The organism is Rubrivirga sp. S365, from assembly GCF_032248475.1.
In the GTDB taxonomy this organism is placed as follows: domain Bacteria; phylum Bacteroidota; class Rhodothermia; order Rhodothermales; family Rubricoccaceae; genus Rubrivirga; species Rubrivirga litoralis.
This window is the reverse complement of the sequence record NZ_JAVTTN010000001.1, coordinates 1,984,090-2,001,404: the sequence shown is the minus strand read 5'-3', so window position 1 is coordinate 2,001,404 and position 17,315 is coordinate 1,984,090. Positions and strand designations below refer to the sequence as shown.

11 protein-coding genes and 1 pseudogene are annotated in these 17,315 nt (G+C 74.2%); 8 read left to right on the top strand and 4 right to left on the bottom strand.

Annotated elements, in window-relative coordinates; translation table 11 throughout:
- The first annotated feature begins 21 nt into the window (after positions 1–21).
- Positions 22–468 carry a hypothetical protein gene (locus tag RQM47_RS08645; protein ID WP_314008510.1) on the top strand — a complete coding sequence of 149 codons (447 nt, stop codon included), beginning with the start codon at positions 22–24 and terminating at the stop codon, positions 466–468.
- A 62-nt stretch (positions 469–530) separates the two neighbouring features.
- On the top strand, positions 531–917 hold the full coding sequence (locus tag RQM47_RS08640) for a hypothetical protein (RefSeq protein ID WP_314008508.1): 387 nt from the start codon (positions 531–533) through the stop codon (positions 915–917).
- Positions 918–1,106: 189 nt separating this feature from the next.
- Here the strand turns inward: RQM47_RS08640 and RQM47_RS08635 are convergent.
- Positions 1,107–2,194 (bottom strand): annotated as a pseudogene (locus tag RQM47_RS08635) (ISAs1 family transposase).
- Positions 2,195–2,414: 220 nt separating this feature from the next.
- On the opposite strand from RQM47_RS08635, the gene RQM47_RS08630 reads away from it, so the two are divergent.
- Positions 2,415–4,001: an amidophosphoribosyltransferase gene (locus tag RQM47_RS08630; protein WP_311662496.1), complete on the top strand. Its 1,587-nt coding sequence runs from the start codon at positions 2,415–2,417 to the stop codon at positions 3,999–4,001.
- A 255-nt stretch (positions 4,002–4,256) separates the two neighbouring features.
- Here the strand turns inward: RQM47_RS08630 and RQM47_RS08625 are convergent, their stop codons facing one another.
- Positions 4,257–5,081, bottom strand: a complete 825-nt coding sequence (locus tag RQM47_RS08625) for a LytTR family DNA-binding domain-containing protein (protein ID WP_314008507.1) — start codon at positions 5,079–5,081, stop codon at positions 4,257–4,259.
- Complete coding sequence (locus RQM47_RS08620; RefSeq protein WP_311662498.1) at positions 5,074–6,282, bottom strand: sensor histidine kinase; 1,209 nt, start codon at positions 6,280–6,282, stop codon at positions 5,074–5,076. The genes RQM47_RS08625 and RQM47_RS08620 overlap by 8 nt, the downstream gene beginning before the upstream one ends.
- 148 nt (positions 6,283–6,430) lie before the next feature.
- Between RQM47_RS08620 and RQM47_RS08615 the strand changes: the two genes are divergently transcribed.
- The 4 genes from RQM47_RS08615 to RQM47_RS08600 all read left to right on the top strand — a co-directional run bounded on the left by RQM47_RS08615 (position 6,431) and on the right by RQM47_RS08600 (position 15,262).
- The gene (locus RQM47_RS08615; RefSeq protein ID WP_311662499.1) at positions 6,431–8,851 is read left to right on the top strand and encodes a TonB-dependent receptor family protein; all 2,421 of its coding nucleotides are present in this window, start codon (positions 6,431–6,433) and stop codon (positions 8,849–8,851) included.
- A 131-nt stretch (positions 8,852–8,982) separates the two neighbouring features.
- Complete coding sequence (locus tag RQM47_RS08610) at positions 8,983–10,134, top strand: efflux RND transporter periplasmic adaptor subunit (protein WP_311662500.1); 1,152 nt, start codon at positions 8,983–8,985, stop codon at positions 10,132–10,134.
- A 140-nt stretch (positions 10,135–10,274) separates the two neighbouring features.
- A complete protein-coding gene (locus RQM47_RS08605; RefSeq protein ID WP_314008505.1) occupies positions 10,275–13,538 on the top strand; it encodes an efflux RND transporter permease subunit in 3,264 nt (1,087 codons plus the stop codon).
- Between the two features lie 188 nt (positions 13,539–13,726).
- Positions 13,727–15,262: a TolC family protein gene (locus RQM47_RS08600; RefSeq protein ID WP_311662502.1), complete on the top strand. Its 1,536-nt coding sequence runs from the start codon at positions 13,727–13,729 to the stop codon at positions 15,260–15,262.
- Positions 15,263–15,449: 187 nt separating this feature from the next.
- Here the strand turns inward: RQM47_RS08600 and RQM47_RS08595 are convergent, their stop codons facing one another.
- Positions 15,450–16,493 (bottom strand): AraC family transcriptional regulator, encoded by a 1,044-nt coding sequence (locus tag RQM47_RS08595; RefSeq protein WP_311662503.1) that lies wholly within the window; start codon positions 16,491–16,493, stop codon positions 15,450–15,452.
- A gap of 194 nt (positions 16,494–16,687) precedes the next feature.
- Between RQM47_RS08595 and wrbA the strand changes: the two genes are divergently transcribed.
- Positions 16,688–17,287, top strand: a complete 600-nt coding sequence (gene wrbA / locus RQM47_RS08590; RefSeq protein WP_311662504.1) for an NAD(P)H:quinone oxidoreductase — start codon at positions 16,688–16,690, stop codon at positions 17,285–17,287.
- Positions 17,288–17,315: the final 28 nt, after the last annotated feature.

The following is a 17,315-nucleotide window of genomic DNA, read 5'->3' as shown; positions in this document are numbered from 1 at the left end:
GGCGGTGTTAACCTGGCCTCCATGCGCCACCCCGCCCGCCTGCTCGCCGTCCTCCTCGTCGCCCTCGGGGCGAGCCTGGCCGCCCCGCCCGCGCTGGCCCAGAGCGTGGTCTCGGTCGAGCCCGAGGCCCCGACGGTCGGCGAGCCCGTCTACGTCACGTTCTCGGAGCCCGTCGACTCGGTCACCGTCGTGTACCGACCGGGCGCGATCTCGGCCGTGAGCGAGACGTTCACGCCGGGCTCGGCGGCGTTCGAGTTCACGCCCGACCGAGCCGGCGTGGTGTCGGTCGCCGCCGGCAAGGCGTCGCAGAACCTGTCGGTCCGGTTCCGGTCCGCCCCGCTCGCCGGCCTCCTCGTGATGGTGCTCGCGGGGCTCGTCCTGTTCGGCGGCGCCGCCGTCTCGATGCGCGCGCTGCTCTCGGACGGCCACCGGATCGAGGTCGACCCGGCGCTCCGGCCGGACACGTGAGCCGGGGCGGGGCGGGACCGGCGAACGACCGAGCGCGCACGCCCGGCCGCCCCGCCCGCGCCGTGCTTCTCGCCGCGCTCCTCGCGGGCGGGGCGGTCGGCGCCCCAGGCGCCGCAGCGCAGGTGCTGGCTGACACCACGGGCCGCCCCGCCCCGGCGAGCGCGGCGCCCCCACCGCCCCGCCCGGCGGACGACTGGCTCGGCCGTGACAAGGCGCTCCACGCCGGCGCGTCCTTCCTGCTCACGCTGGGCGGCCAGTACGTCCTCGTAAACAAGGCGGGGCTGTCGGACGACGGCGCGCTGCCGGTCTCGGCCGGCGTCGCGCTGGGCCTCGGGCTCCTCAAGGAGACGGCCGACGCGAACCGCGAGGTCCACCCGCTGTTCTCGTGGCGCGACCTGGCCGCCGACGCGCTCGGCGTGCTGCTGGCGGCGCTGCTGATCGAGCTGTAGGGGCTCGCCTGCGGCTCGCGGGACTGGGGACTGGGGACTGGGGACTGGGGACTGGGGACTGGGGACTGGCAAGATGGCCGCCCCGCCCCGCTCGTGGCAGGGGCGGGGTGGTGAATTGCCCGGAATGGTCCACCCCGCCCTTTGGAAAACCGTCTGATAGGATTCTCCCTCCCCCACCGGGCAGGGCTGTTAAGTTCTGAGGATCGAGAGCATCTCTCGCACCCGGCTCGCCAGCCGCGACCGTGCCGCCGTCGGCGACCACTCCCCGTTGTGCCGCAGTACCGACAGCGTCACGCCCCGGATCAGCGACAGCACCGCCGCACCGGCTTTCGAGCGCACACCCCCGGTGTCCTCTCGCTGGAGCGCATCCTTGCACCAGTGGACCCGGTTCTCGACGTGCCAGTGCCACCGGACGACCTCCGCCAGCCGGGCGGCTCCGTCGGTCCGGCTCGTCACGTACAGCCCGGTCCGCTCGTACGCCTCGCCGTCGCGCACGCCTGAGCGCGTCACCCGCACCACACGTCCGACCTCGGGCCAATCGTCGTGCCACGCCGGTGGGGCGTAGACCTCGACCACCCGCCGGACCACGCGGCCCCGCGTCCGTTCGGTCGTGTCGCTCACCGACAGCGGCTCGCCGTCGGTCTGCGCCTCGCACTCAGCGTAGAGCCGGCGGCAGTTCCGCTTCAGTTTGACGAGCCAGTCGCCACCGGCGTCGCGGACCGCGCGGAGCGTTTTTTTGAGCAGTGCAGCGCGTCGAGCGTCACCGTGGTGTCCGTCAGGTCGAGCGCTGCCGCGAGGTCGGCGATCAAGTCCTGCGCTGCGGCGATCTCGCTGGTCTCGCCGTTGCGGTAGGCCGTCGCCGAGGCGACGAGCCCGGAGCGGACGCCGTAGGCGGAGACGAGCGCCACGAAGTCCTGCTGCGCGGCGCCGTGGCCGGAGACGGTCGAGCGGACGGCCTTGGCGTCGACGGCGAGGACCTCGCCGTCGGGGAGCCGGGCGGTGGCCCAGGCGCGGAAGGCGGCCGAGAGCGCGGCGGGGTCGACGGCCTGCAAGACGGCCCGGACGGTGACGTGGGACGGGAGCGCGTGGCGCTTGAAGCCGAGGTGCTCGCGGAGCGCGTCGGCGTTGTCGCGGAGGAAGCGGCTGATGGGCCGGTAGCCGTGGTGGCCGCTCATCGTGGCCATGACGGCGCCGCCGAGGATGGCGTGGAGCGGGTGGCGGAGCCCCTGGGGGCGGCGCGGGTCGGGGACGGTCGCGAGGTGGTCGAGCAGGGTCATGCGCAGAACTTACCAGCCCTGCACCGGGGGAGGGGACTCGAAGCGGGTTACCAAACAGTCTCTGACTCCGTTCGCGCGGCGCGTTCCCCGAGTCCCTCATTCCCCTGGTCCCCAGTCCCGCGAGCGGAGCGAGCCGCTTGAATCTTTCCCCGGGCGCGCACCCGCGGGCCGGGCGGGGCGGTTAACCTGGCCCTCCCCCACCCCGCCCCCGGCGTTTCCTGTGGACAAACCGCGCGACCACTGCGGCCTCTTCGGCGTCTTCAACCACCCCGACGCCGCCCGGCTCTCGTACTTCGGCCTCCACGCGCTCCAGCACCGGGGCCAGGAGTCGGCCGGCATCGTGACGAGCGTCTACGACGAGTCGAAGGGGCGCAAGGTGATGCCGGTCGAGAAGGACTTCGGGCTCGTGCTCGACGTGTTCGACGAGGAGGAGGTGTTCGAGCGGACGCTCGTGGGCGACGCGGCGATCGGCCACACGCGGTACTCGACATCGGGGAGCGCGACGAACCCGGCCAACATCCAGCCGTTCGTCGTCCACTACCAGGAGGGCAACCTGGCGCTGGCCCACAACGGGAACCTCTCGAACGCGCGGTCCATCCGCGACCGACTCGTCGAGCGGGGGACGCTGTTCAACTCGTCGTCGGACACCGAACTCATCCTGCACCTGGCGGCCCAGAGCACGGAGACCGGGCCGGTGGCCCGCATCGTCGACGCGCTCCACGCCTGCCGCGGCGCGTTCTCGCTCGTCATCCTTACCGACGACGCGCTGATCGCGGCGCGCGACCCGAACGGGTTCCGCCCGCTCGCGCTGGGCCGGCTCGACCCGGCGCCGGGCCGCGCGACGCCGGCCTGGGTCGTGGCGTCGGAGTCGTGCGCCTTCGACATCGTCGGCGCCGAGTACGTCCGCGACGTCGCGCCGGGCGAGATCCTGGTCATCGACCGGGCCGGCGTCGAGCGCGTGGCCGAGCACGCCGCGGGCGGGGCGGGCGGCGACGGCGCCCTCTACCCCGGCCCGGCCGGCGGCGAGGGCGGGGCGGCGACGGCCGGGTTCAACGGCGTGTGCCTGCCGCGGCGCCACGGCGTCAGCCAGTGCGTGTTCGAGTACGTCTACTTTTCGCGGCCCGACTCGAAGGTGTTCGGGGCGACCGTCGACAAGGTCCGGCGGAAGATGGGGAAGCGGCTGGCCCACGACGCGCCGGTCCCGCTCGTGCCCAAGGGCGAGGGCAAGCGGCCGCTCGTGATGTCGGTCCCCGACTCGTCGAACACGGCGGCCATCGGCTACGTGTCGGAGTCGAACAAGACCGGCCGCCGGTGCAAGCTGGACATCGGCCTCATCCGCAACCACTACGTCGGGCGCACCTTCATCGCGCCCGGCCAGCAGGCGCGCGAGCAGCGCGTGCGGACCAAGTTCAACGCGGTCGCGGGCGTGCTCAAGGACCGCGTCGTGGTCATGGTCGACGACTCGGTCGTGCGGGGGACGACGGCCCGGCAACTCGTCCAGATGGTGCGCGACGCCGGCGCGGCCGAGGTCCACTTCCGCTCGGCGTCGCCGCCCGTGATGTGGCCGTGCTTCTACGGCATGGACTTCCCCTCGCGCGGCGAGCTGGCCGCCAACGCCCACGGCTCGGTCGAGGCGATTGCCGAGTGGCTGGGCGTAGACTCGCTGGGCTACCTCTCGGTCGAGGGCATGCTCGACGCCGTCGAGGAGGCCCACGACGGGCGCGAGCGCTACTGCCACGCGTGCTTCTCGGGCGAGTACCCGGTGCCCGTCGAGGCGGACGTGGCGAAGGAGGAGAACGACTGGTAGCCGCCCCGCCCGGGCGGGGCGCCGTTGCCGTGCGGGGGCGGGGCGGATCATCCTGGGGCGGGGCGGCTGCGTGCGGCCTTTCGGCTGTTCTCACGACCCGCCCCTCACCCTGGCTGCGCCGACGCTGCGCGGCGTCCCTCTCCCAGCGGGAGAGAGGACGCCGTAGAGGCCGCTTGGGCGGGGTGGGGGATGGCGCACGAACTCAAAGATTCGGTATCAGAGCGCTCGCCCCTGCAGTCCTGTCCGACGCCCCCGTCACCCCGCCCCGCCCACCCCGAGCCGCCGCGCGAACGCGTCGCGCCGCGACCGGCTGAGGCCCAGCCGCGTCCCATCCCTCAGGCGCACCGCGTAGTCCCCGCCCGGCGCCGTCAGGAGCGCCTCGACGCGGTCGACCTGGACGATCGTCGAGCGGTGGACGCGGAAAAAGAGCGCCGGGTCGAGTTGCTCCTCCAGCGCCCGCATCGTCTCGCGGATCACGTGGACCTCCCCGCCCGCGTGGACCTCGGCGTACGGGCCGTCGGACACCACGTAGTCGACGTCGGCGACCGGGACGAGGCGGACCTGCCCCCGCCCCTCGACCGCGATCCGCTCGAGGTACGCCGGCCGCTCGGGCGGGGCGGCTCCGGGCTCGGCACCGAGGAGCACCGCCAGCCGGCCCCGGAGCGCGTCGACCTCGCGGAGCCGGACGGCCTCGCGCGCGCGGCCCAGCGCCTGCCGGAAGCGGTCGTCGTCGAACGGCTTGAGGAGGTAGTCGACCGCGGCCACATCGAACGCCGCGAGCGCGTGCTGGTCGTACGCCGTCACGAACACGGTCGCCGGCATCGCCTCCGGCCCGACCTCGCGGGCCACCTCGAGCCCGCTCAGCCCCGGCATCTGGACGTCGAGGAAGACGACGTCGACCGCCCCGGCGGTCTGCGCCCCCGCGGTCTGCGCCCCGCCCGCGAGCGCGGCGACGGCCTGCCGCCCGGTCCCCGCCGTCCCGACGACCTCCACGTCGGGCTCGGCGGTGAGCAGGTCGAGCACGCGCTGCCGGGCCAGCGGCTCGTCGTCGACGACCAGGACGCGGAGCGGCTCAGCCACGGCCGGTCGGGACGGGCGGCGCGAGTGCGGCCTGGCCGTCGCCCCCGGCCGCCAGGCGGAACGGGACCACGACGCGGGCTATGACGCCGCCGCCCGAGCGCGCGGCGAGGTCGAGCCGGCCGTCCGCCCCGAACAGGGCGTCGAGCCGCGCCCGCGTGTTCGGCAGGCCCACCCCGCCCGGGCCGGTCCCGCCCGAGCCCGCCCCGCCCACGTCCGCTCCGGTCAGGTCCGCCCCGCCCAGGCCCGGGCCGTCGTCCTCGACGGTCAGCACGAGCCGGTCGCCGTCGCGGCGCGAGCCCACGCGGATCGTCCCCACGCCGTCCTCGATCCGGCCGACGCCGTGGCCGACGGCGTTCTCGACGAGCGGCTGGAGCACGAGCGGCGGCACGAGCGCGCCGAGCGTCCCCGGCGCCCACGCCTCCTCGACGTCGAGGCGCCCCTGGAACCGGACCCGCTGGACGTCGAGGTAGTCGCGGAGGAACGCGGCCTCGTCTCGGAGCGGGATGAGGTCGGGCGGGGCGTCGAGCACGCGCCGGAGCAGCGACGAGAGCCGGGCGACGAGCGTCCGCACGCCGGCCGGGTCGCGCTCGACGAGGGCCGAGACGGCGTTGAGCGTGTTGAACAGGAAGTGCGGGTGGAGCTGCATGCGGAGCGCCGAGAGCCGGGCCTCGGCGAGCTGGGCCTCGAGCCGCGCCCGCTCGGCCACGTGCCGCTCGGCCTCGACCTGGCTGTCGTGGACCTGGACCAGCGCCGCGCGCGCGTACCCAGCCGCGACGAGCGCGAGCGCGATCACCAGCTCGTCCAAAAACCACAGGCCCCCGACCGCCCCGCCCAGCGACCACTCCCGGCCCGGGCGCGGGGGACCGGAGAGGGCGGGGCGGAGCAGCCCGCGCGTGACGGCCTCGACGGTGAGGGCCACGGCGGCGGCCACGACCACCTGCCCCGCCAGCCGCCCCGCCCACGCGCCCCGCCCGACGGGGTAGCGCCCGACGAGCCAGACCACGGCCGGCGTCGCGAGCGCCCACAGCCCGTACTCGGCCATCGCCCCGAACGCCTCGGCCGCCCCCAGCGGGTCCTCGCGCCACGGCCGGAACGCCTCGCGGACGACCGAGAGCACGCCGAGCACGAGCCAGAAGCACGCCACGGCGGCGGCCTCCGCGCGGCGGGACCAGGGGCGGGGCGGGGAGGCGGGCGTCTCCATGCGCTCAATCTAGGCGGAGGCGCAGCATGGGCGGGGCGCGCTCGTGGGCACCACGGTGTCGCTCGTGACGCGCCCGTGCACCTCGTGCCGGACGCCGAATCCTCCACCCCGCTCCGTCATACGCTCTCCCCCACCCCGCCCCCGCCCGATGGCCCGTCTGCTGTTCGCCGCCCTCCTCCTCGCCGCCGCCCCGCTCGCGGCGGCCCAGACCGGCACGCTCACAGCCCGCGTCGTCGACGCCGAGAGCGACCAGCCGCTCCCGACCGCGACGGTGGCCCTGTACCCGGCGGGCGGGGCGGACTCGACGTTCGCGGGCGGGGCGGCGGCCGACATCGACGGGAACGTCCGCGTGACGGACCTCGCGGTGGGCACCTACGACGTCGTCGTCAGCTTTGTCGGCTACGACGACGCGCGCCGCGCGGACGTCGAGGTGGGCGCGGGCGGGGCGGACCTGGGGACGGTCGGGCTGGAGCCCAGCGCCGAGGCGCTCGCCGAGGTCCAGGTCACGGGCCGGCGGCCCCAGGTGCAGACGCGGATCGACCGGACCGTCTACGACACGGCCGACGACCCCGTGGCCGAGGGCGGGAGCGCGGTCGACGTGCTCGCCACGCTGCCCTCGGTCGACGTCGACATCGACGGGAACGTGTCGCTGCGCGGGGCCGGCTCGGTCGCCGTGTTCGTCAACGGCCGCCCCGCCCCGGTCTCCGGCGACTTTGTGGCGTCGTACCTCGCGAGCCTCCCCGCCGGCTCCATCGAGCGCGTCGAGGTGATCCCGAACCCGTCGGCGGCCTTCGAGCCCGACGGCGTGGGCGGGATCATCAACATCGTCCTCAAGGACGACGCCGACCTCGGGCTCGGCGGCACGGTCACGGCCGGGGCCGATACGCAGGGCGGCTACGACGGGACGGTCGCGCTGACGTACGGACGCGGCCCGTGGTCGCTGGCCGGCACCTACGGCTACCGCAACGACGCCCGCGCGGGCTCGGGGACCAGCTTCCGCATCAACCGCTACGAGGCCGCCGCGACCACGCTCGACCAGGAGGAGGTCGAGGACCGGACGCGGACGTCGCACCTCGTCAACCTCTCGGCCGACTACAGCGTTTCGCGCGCCACCACGCTCACGTCGCAGTTCCAGGTCGGGACGCGGGGCGGCGACGAGGTCGAGACCAACACGACGCTCCGCCGCAGCGCCTCGGGCGACCCGCTCCTCGAGTACGAGCGGATTTCCGAGGAGCTCGACGACGGCCTCTCGTTCGACGCCCGGCTCGGCCTCCTCCAGACGTTCGGGGAGGGCCACCGGCTGACCGTCGAGGGGCGCGGCGAGGTCTCGGACGAGGGCGAAGACCAGCGCTACAGCGCGACGCTCCTGGGCGGGGCGGGCGCGCTCGACGCCCCGCAGCGGGTCGACGAGGACGAGACCGAGCGCGAGCTCTCGCTCCAGGTCGACTACACGCGCCCGCTCGGCGCCTTCCGCCTCGACGCCGGCTACAAGGGCGAGTTCGAGGCCCAGTCGAGCACGCTCGTGTCCGAGTCGCTCGCCGAGGGCGGGGCGTACGTCCCCGACGCCGACGTCAACAACCAGTTCGACTACGACCAGACGGTCCACGCGCTCTACGCCCAGGTCGCCGCCGAGCGCGGGCCGTGGGGGGCGCAGGCCGGGCTCCGGTTCGAGCAGGCCCAGACCACGTTCTTCCTCCTGACCACCGACGAGGCGTTCGACAACGACTACGCGAGCCTCTTCCCCAGCGCCTTCCTCTCGTTCGCCCCGTCCGAGGCGACGACGCTCAAGGCCAGCTACAGCCGCCGGATCAACCGCCCGCGGACGTGGTCGCTGAACCCGTTCCCGTCGTTCGACGACCCGCTCAACGTCCGCCAGGGCAACCCGGCGTTGCAGCCCGAGTACGTCGACGCCTTCGAGCTGGGCGTCACGCACGTGACCGGCTGGGGCTCGGTCTCGCTCACGCCCTACGCCCGCCGCACGACCGACATCATCCGCCGGATCTCGACCGTCCGCGACGACGGCGTGACGGTGCGGACGTTCGAGAACCTGGACACGTCGGACTCGTACGGCGCCGAGTTCGTGACGTCGTTCGAGGACGTGGGCGGGCTGGGCGGCTACCTCAGCCTGGAGGCGTTCCGGCTCCAGACCGAAGGCACGACGGCCGACGCCGACCTCTCGAACGACGCGTTCGGCTGGGGCGGCCGCCTCAACGCGAGCTACGGGCTCGGCGACCGGACCGGGCTGGGAGACCTCGACCTCCAGGCGACGGCCCGCTACTCCGCCCCGCTCGACACGGAGCAGGGCCGGGTCGGCGCCCGGACGTTCATCGACGTCGCCCTCCGCCAGAAGCTCCTGGACGACCGGGCCGCGCTCACGCTCCAGCTCCGCGACCCGCTCGGGCTGGCCGGGTTCTCGTACACGCTCGACCAACCCGCCCTCTACCAGCAGTTCGAGCGCGACTGGGGCGCCCAGCAGATTGGCCTCACGTTCTCGTACCAGTTCGGCCGCCAGGAGGCGCGCCGCGAGGAGCGCGGGCGGGGCGGCGACTTCGAGGGCGAGGAATTTTGAGCGGGACGAGGAACGGGTGACGAATTGAGAACTTGACCCCCCGCCCCGCCCAAACCGCTACCCTGGGACGTTCCGCCCCCGAACGCCGCGCCGACGGCGGCGGTACGCCCCACCCCACCCACCCCGCCCCCGTGGCCCTTACCCGCCCCCAAAAGATCGGTCTCTGGGTCGGCGTCGCCGTCGTCGCCGTCGCGCTCCTGCTCGTCCCCCGCTTTGTGGGCGGGGAGGCCGAGGCGGAGCCGCCGTCGGGCGGGGCGGACAGCGGGCGGGGCGGGGGCGACACGCTCGCCGTCACCGTCGCCCCGGTCTCGCAGGAGCTCCTGGAGGACAAGGTGACGACGACCGGCACGCTCCTCCCGTGGGAGGCCGTCGACCTCCGGGCCGAGGTGGCGGGCCGCGTGACGGCCCTGAACTTTAGCGAGGGCAGCTCCGTCCGCCAGGGCCAGACGCTCGTCTCGCTCGACACCGACGTGCTCCAGGCCCAGATCGAGGGGGCGCGGACGCGCCGCGACCTCGCCTCGGTGCAGGCCCAGCGGCGGCGCGAGCTGTTCGAGATCGGCGGCCTGAGCCGCCAGGCGCTCGACGAATCCGAGAGCGAGGCGCGCGTGCTCGACGCCGAGCTGTCGCAGCTCTCGGCCGAGGTCCGCCGCCGCCGGATCGTGGCCCCGTTCTCGGGGACGATCGGGCTCCGCGAGGTGAGCCCCGGGGCCTACCTCTCGCCCGGCGACCGCGTCGCCACGCTGCGCGTGACGAGCCAGCTCCGGCTCGAGTTCACGGTCCCCGAGCGCTACCTCGGGCAGGTCCGCGAGGGCGAGCCCGTCCGGTTCTCGGTGCCGGGCCAGCCCGACCCGTTCGTGGCGACGGTCTACGCGACCGAGCCGGCCGTCGACCAGGCCACGCGCGCGTTCACCGTCCGCGCCCGCGTCCGCAACCCGGGCAACGTGCTCCAGCCGGGCGCCTTCGCCGAGGTCGAGCTCGTGCTCGACGAGGTCCCCGACGCCCTGCTCATCCCGGCCGCCGCCGTCACGACGGGCGCCGACAGCACGACGGTGTGGGTGCTCCAGGGCGGGGCGGCCGTCCCGCGCGCCATCACGACGGGCGTCCGCACGGCCGACCGGGTCCAGGTCACGAGCGGGCTCTCCGCGAGCGACGCCGTCCTCACGTCGGGTCTGAACCAGGTTCGCCCGGGGCAGCCGGTCCGCCCGGGCGGGGCGTTCGACCCGACGCGCGTCCGCCCCGCGGGCACGCCCGAGCGGACCCGCGAGTACCAGGCCGTCCAGTGAGCCGCCCCGCCCCGCCCTGCTCCTCCACCCCGCCCGGCGCCCCGCGCGCCGTGCCCCGCCCGCGGGCGGGGCGGGGTGGCGACTCTCCTGCCGCGACGTCCGCGGGCCACCCCGCCCCTCTCCCCCGCCCCGCCTAGCCGATGGCCTCGCTCTACGACGTCTCCGTCCGGCGGCCGGTCCTCGCGACCGTCTTCTCGCTCGTCATCCTGATCGGCGGGGCCATCGGGTACCTCGAGCTCGGGGTCCGCGAGTACCCCATCGTCCAGACGCCGGTGATCTCGGTCAGGACCGACCTCCGGGGCGCGAACGCGGCCGTCGTCGAGAGCCAGGTGACCGAGCCCATCGAGGAGTCCGTCAACGCCATCGACGGCATCCGCTCGATCACGAGCACCAGCAACCAGGGCCGGAGCACGGTCCGCGTCGAGTTCGACCTCGGGGCCGACCTCGACGCCGCCGCCGCCGACGTCCGCGACCGCGTGAGCCGGGCGCGCGGCCGGATCCCCGACGAGGCCGAGGAGCCGGTCATCTCGAAGTCGAACGCCGACGGCGAGCCCGTCGTCTTCCTCAACCTGTCGTCGGAGCAGCACGACCTCCTCGAGCTCTCCGAGGTCGCCGACAACTTTTTCGCCGAGCGGCTCCAGACGATCGACGGCGTGGCCTCGGTCGACATCTGGGGCGACAAGCGGTACGCCATGCGGCTCTGGATGGACCCGGTGCGGCTCGCGGCCTACGGGCTCACGCCGGGCGACGTCCGCCGGGCCGTCGAGGAGCAGAACGTCGAGCTCCCGGGCGGGATCATCGAGGGCGACCAGGTCGAGCTCACGATCCGCCCGCTCACGCGGATCGCGACGACCGAGGAGTTCGAGAACCTCGTGCTCAAAAACGACGGGACCACGCTCGTCCGCTTTTCCGACGTCGGCCGCGTCGAGCTGGCGGCCCAGAACCAGCGGACCGTCCTCAAGCGCGACGGGATCGCCATGGTCGGCGTCGTGCTCCGCCCGCTCGCCGACGCCAACTCCATCGACATCGTCGACGAGTTCTACGACCGCATCGAGGGCATCGAACAGGACATCCCGGACGGGATCGAGCTGGGCATCGGGTTCGACAACACGGAGCCCATCCGGGCCTCGATCGCCGAGGTCCGCAACACGGTCTTTATCGCGCTCGGGCTCGTCGTCCTGGTCATCTTCGGCTTCCTCCGCGACTGGCGGACGACGCTCGTCCCCGTCCTCGTCATCCCGGTCTCGCTCGTCGGCGCATTCGGGGTGATGGCGCTCGCCGGGTTCTCGATCAACGTGCTCACGCTCCTCGCGCTCGTCCTCGCGATCGGGCTCGTGGTCGACGACGCGATCGTGGTGCTGGAGAACATCTACGCCAAGATCGAGGGCGGGATGGACCCGGTCCCGGCCGCGATTGCCGGGACGAAGGAGATCTACATCGCCGTCATCGCGACGACGCTCGCGCTGGTCGCCGTCTTCCTCCCCATCATCTTCCAGAGCGGGGTGATCGGGGCGCTCTTCCGCGAGTTCGGGCTGACGATCGCCGCGGCCGTCGTGATCTCGTCGTTCGCGGCCCTCACGCTCACGCCGATGCTCTCGTCGAAGCTGCTCAAAAAGCGCGACCGAAAGCCGTGGCTCTACCGGAAGACCGAGCCGGCCTTCGAGCGTCTGAACGGGGCGTACCGGACCACGCTGGAGCACTTTCTCGACGTCCGGTGGCTCTCGCTCGTCGTCATGGCGGCGGCCGGGCTGGGAACGTGGTGGCTCTTTACGCACCTCGAAAGCGAGCTGGCGCCGGCCGAGGACCGCTCGCAGATCCGGCTGTTCGCGAACGCGCCGCAGGGGCGGGGCTACGCCTACATGGACGCCTACACGAACGAGCTCATCGCGCTCTTGCAGCGCGAGGTGCCCGAGACCGAGGCGCTCATCTCCGTCACCTCGCCCGGGTTCGGGTCGTCGGGCTCGGTCAACTCGGCGTTCGCCAACCTCATCCTCGTCGGTCCCGACGGCCGCGAGCGGAGCCAGGACGAGATCGCGAACGCCGTCCAGCGGGCGGTCAAGACGTTGCCGGGCGCGCGCGTGAACGTGAGCCAGCCGGCCACGATCTCGACGTCGTCGAGCCGGGGCTCGCCGGTCCAGCTCGTGATCCAGGCGCCCGACCTCCCCGCCCTCCAGGACGCGCTCCCGGCGTTCATGGAGCGGGCGACGCAGGACCCCGCGTTCCAGTTTGCGCGGGCCGACCTCGAGTTTACGCAGCCCGAGCTCCAGGTCGAGGTCGACCGCGACCGGGCGCAGGCGCTCGGGATCGCCCCGCTCGACGTGGCCCAGGCCCTCGCCGTCGCGCTCTCCGAAGGCCGGTTCGGGTACTTTACGCGCGGCGGCGAGCAGTACGAGATCATCGGCCAGCTCGAGCGCGAGGCGCGGGCGACGCCCAACGACCTGCAAGGCATCTTCGTCCGCAGCGCCGACGGCCGGCCGATCCCGCTCTCGAACCTCGTCACGCTGACCGAGTCGGCCGCCCCGCCCCAGCTGTACCGCTTCAACCGTTTTACGGCGGCGACGGTGTCGGCGGAGCCGGCCGAGGGCGTCTCGCTCGGCGACGCCATCGAGGCCATGGAGCGGATCGCCGACGAGACGCTGCCGGCCGGGTTCTCGACGGCCCTCGACGGGCAGAGCCGCGACTTCCGCGAGGCGGGCGGGTCCATCTTCGTCGTGTTCGGGCTCGCGCTGGTCCTCATCTACCTCGTCTTGGCGGCCCAGTTCGAGAGCTTCCGCGACCCGGTGACGATCCTCCTGACGGTCCCGCTCGCGCTCGTCGGCGCGCTCGGGGCGCTGTACGTGTTCGGGAGCACGATCAACGTGTTCAGCCAGATCGGGCTGGTCATGCTTATCGGGCTCGTCACGAAAAACGGCATCTTGATCGTCGAGTTCGCCAAGCAAAAGCGGGCTGAGGGGCTCGACCGTCGCGAGGCGGCCGAGGAGGCGTCGGCGGCCCGGTTCCGGCCGATCCTCATGACGGCGTTCTCGACCGTCCTGGGGACGCTCCCGATCGCGCTCGCGCTCGGGTCGGGCGCCGAGAGCCGGGTGCCGATGGGGCTCGCCGTCATCGGCGGGCTCCTGGTCGGCACGCTCCTCACGCTCTACGTCATCCCGGCGCTCTACACCTACCTAGCGAGCGCGGACGTCCACCCGTCGCTGGGCGAGGAGACCGACGACCCGCTGGCCGAGGGCGGGGCGGAGACCGGGGACGGAGCGGAGACCACGGGCGGGGCGGCCGGCGACGGCGCGACGGGCGACCTCCCCGACGACCCGCCGATGCGCGCGGGCGGGGCGGCGGGCGGCGACGGGGCGCCGGCCGAGGCCGCCCCGCCCCCGGCGGACGAGCGCTCAGCGGAGGCATCGTGAGCGAGACCGAGATGCGAGAGGCCTTCCGTGCGCCCACCCCGCCCCGTCCCGCTCGCGGCGGGCGCGACCGTGCGCGGCGCACCCCCCGTCCGAGCGCCCATCGCTGCGCCTTCGGCTCCGCTCAGCGGGCGCTCAGATTGTCCCCTTTGATAAGGACAGCTTTTCGAGCCTGGGAGCCGGGCGGGCGAATGCCCGCCCGCGACCGGCCGCAAAGCGGAGGGTACCGGGCGGGGTGGCTCGGCATAAAGGCTGCGCTCGCTCTCGCCCTGCTCATGGTGGGCGGGGCGGCCGGCGCCCAGGAGCTCCCGTCGCTCCGCCAGGACTCGATCCCGCCGCTCCCCGACTCGCTCCGGCTCTACGGCGCCACGCTCCCCACGCAGCCGCCGCTCCCGGACTTTGCCGCGCCGGCCGGCGCCGTCCGGCTCACGCTCGACGAGGCCGTCACGGTTGCGCTCCTCCAGAACCCGGACCGCGCGGTCGCGGTGCTCGAAGGCGCGCGGGCGGTCAACAACGTGACGCGCGGGAACGCGGGCTACCTCCCGACGCTCGACGCGACGGCCGGCCTCGCCGGCTCGCGGAGCAGCACGTTCGGCGGGGGCGGGGCGGACAGCGTGGGCCTGGGCGGGGCGGGTGGCACGCGGTCGTCGACGGCGCTCGACGCGGGTCTCACGCTGGGCTATACGCTCTACGACGGCGGGCTGCGGGCGGCGACGTACCGGCGGCTCCAGGCCGAGGCCCGCCGCCTCGCGCTCCTCGCCGACGCCGACGCCGAGGCGCTCGCCCTCGACGTGGCCGCGGCCTACCTCGACGCCGCCCGCCAGGCCGACCTCGCGGCCGCGCGCGCCGAGGCCGTGGCCGTTTCTGAGGACCGGCTGCGGATCGCGCAGGCCGAAGTCCGCATTGGGACGTCCGCCGAGATCGACGCGGCCCTGGCTCTGGCGGACTACAACGCGGACCGGGCGCTCCTTCTGCGCGAGGAGGTGGAGCTCGCGGGCGCCCGGGCGGAGCTGGGCGGCCTGCTCGCCCTCCCCGACCCCGAGGCCGTCGTCGTGACCGACACGCTCGCGCTCGGCGCCCCGCCCGCGCTCGACGCCCTGGTGGCGGAGGCCGGCGCGGGGAACCGCCGCGTCGCGGCGTTCCAGGCGGCCGAGGCCGTGGCGGCCCAGGCCGTCGCCCAGGTCCGCTCGGACTACCGGCCGACGGTGCGGGCGGCGGGCGGCGTCGGGCTGACCGTGTTCGACCGCGGGTTCTTCCCGCCCGCGCTCGCCCCGACGGTGGGGCCGGACCTGCGGTACGGGGTCACGGCGTCGCTCCCGATCTACGACGGCGGCGAGCGGCGGCGGCGGCTCGAGAACGCGCGGATCGACCTCCGCCAAGCCGAGCTCCTCACGGCCAGCGAGCGGCTGGCGAACGCGGCCCGCGCCGCCGGGCTCGCCTCGACGGCCCGCGGGTTCCGGGCGCTCGCCGATCTCGAGACACTCAACGAGCGGGTCGCCCGCGAGAACGTCCGCGTGGCGCTCGCCCAGCTCCGGCTCGGGTTCATCACGCCGGTCGACCTCCGCCAGATCCAGCTCACGCTCGTCGACGTCCGCACGCGCCGGGTCGAGGCGGTGTACCAGGCGCGGCGGGCCGAGGCCGAGCTCCGGCTCCTCGCCGGCGTCCTCCTCCCGCCCGGGACCGCCGTTGCCCCGACCCTCCTCGACGGTTCGGACGGCCCGGAGTAGCGGGCGGCCCACCGCTGGCTCTCGGGCGGGGCGGGGCGTTCGGGGGTGCTCCAGCACAGGACGCGCGCGCCCGACGCCGCCGCGGACCTTGCCTACGCGGATCTACCCGCCACGACAAGGTCCGAGAGGGCGCGAGCGTGACGAGGGTTGAGGTCGCCGTGCGCGGGAAGGCCCGGCCACTGGCGCTCTACGAACTCGACGTCGCGCCACGTCGCACCGAAGGCGCGAGTTCTACCGCGTCGAGGTACGGCCCCATCTCGGGCAACCCGGCCGCGCCGTCGCCGCCGTACTCGCTCGGCGAGACGCCCGTGGCGCGCTTGAACGCCTTCGAGAACGACGCCTTGGACCCGTAGCCGGCGTCGGCCGCCGCCTCGAACACGGCCGCGCCGCGCCGGAGCGACCGGGCCGCCTTGTGGAGCCGCCAACTCGCGACGTAGCGGAGCGGCGGCGTCCCGACGGCCTCGGTGAATCGCGTCGCGAACGTCGTGCGCGACATATACGCTTCGGCCGCGAGTGCCTCGACCGTCCACGGGTGCTCGGGCGCGCGGTGGATCGCCAGGAGCGCCCGCCCGAGGTCCGGGTCGGCGAGCGCGTGCAGCCAGCTTGACCGGTCGCCGCCGTCAGGGCAGACCTCGGGGAGCCCCTCGACGTAGGCGCGGACGGTCTGGAGCAGGAACACCTCGGCGAGTCGTGCCGCGACGGCCGAGGCGCCCGGCCGCCCCGCCTGCGACTCGTCGGCGATAAGGGCGAGCGTCTGGCTCGCCCACGGGGCCGCCTCCGGCGGCAGCACGAGGGCGGGGGGCAGCGCCGCGATGAGCGGGCTGGCCGCCGTGTCCTCGATCAGGAGCGAGCCCAGCACGACGTGGTCGGGCGCCACGCCGTCGGACGGCGCGCCGTTCTCTTGGCCCTGCGCGTCGTGGCGCACGCGCTCGAACCGTTCGGCAGGGCACGCGCCCGTCACCGCGTCGATGGCTACGGCCGCCGTCGCCGCACCACGCGGCGACCGCACGACGTAGGGCACCGAGCGCGGCAGCACGGCACCCGCGCCGGCGTCCAGCGTGACGGTCCCGCCCGCCGCCTCCACGACGGCCGTCCCGGACGAGACGAGCACGAGGTCGGCCTGCCCCGGCTCGGGCGAGGCCTGGAGCGCCCACGGCCCCGACAGCTCGGCGGCGACGTGGGCCACGCTGCGGACGTCGGTGGCGGCGAGCGCGAGGGAGAGCGGGTCCATGGACGACGATCTAGTGGAGGTCCTTTGGTATCCCGCACCGTCCTCCCCGTTCCTGGTCCCACCCCGCCACTTCTGGACGACGGGACACGGCATCTGGGGGATCGGACGGGACCGCGACACGCCTCGCTGTGTTGGAGGGAAGACGACGCCAGCGTTTGTGCCGGCGTCGTTCCCGTCTCACAACTCCTCGCCCCATGCCCAGCAAGATCGCCGTCGTCTACTACTCCACCTACGGCCACAACCACCAGATGGCCCGGGCCGCCCAGGAGGCCGCCGAGGCCGCCGGCGCCGAGGTCCGCCTCCGCAAGGTGCGCGAGACCGTGCCCCAGGGCGTCATCGACGCCCAGGATGCCTGGAAGGCTCAGCAGGAGAAGACCTCCGACGTGCCCGAGGCCACGCCCGACGACATGGAGTGGGCCGACGGCTACGTCCTCTCGTCGCCCACGCGCTTCGGCGGCGGGACGAGCCAGATGCGATCGTTTATCGACACGCTCGGGCCGCTCTGGCAGAAGGGCGGGCTTGCGAACAAGACGTTCACGGCCATGACGAGCGCCCAGAACCCCCATGGCGGCCAGGAGACGACGCTCCAGACGCTCTACATCACGGCGATGCACTGGGGCTGCATCCTGGTGCCGCCGGGTTACACCGACGACGCCATCTTCGCGGCCGGCGGCAACCCCTACGGCGCGACCGTGACGGCCGACGGCTCGGGCGTGTCGGACGAGTCGCTCGCGGCGGTTCGGCATCAGGCCCGCCGCCTGGTCGAGTACACCGACAAGCTCACCGCGAGCTAGCCGCTCCGCTGAGCGCATCGGCGGGCGT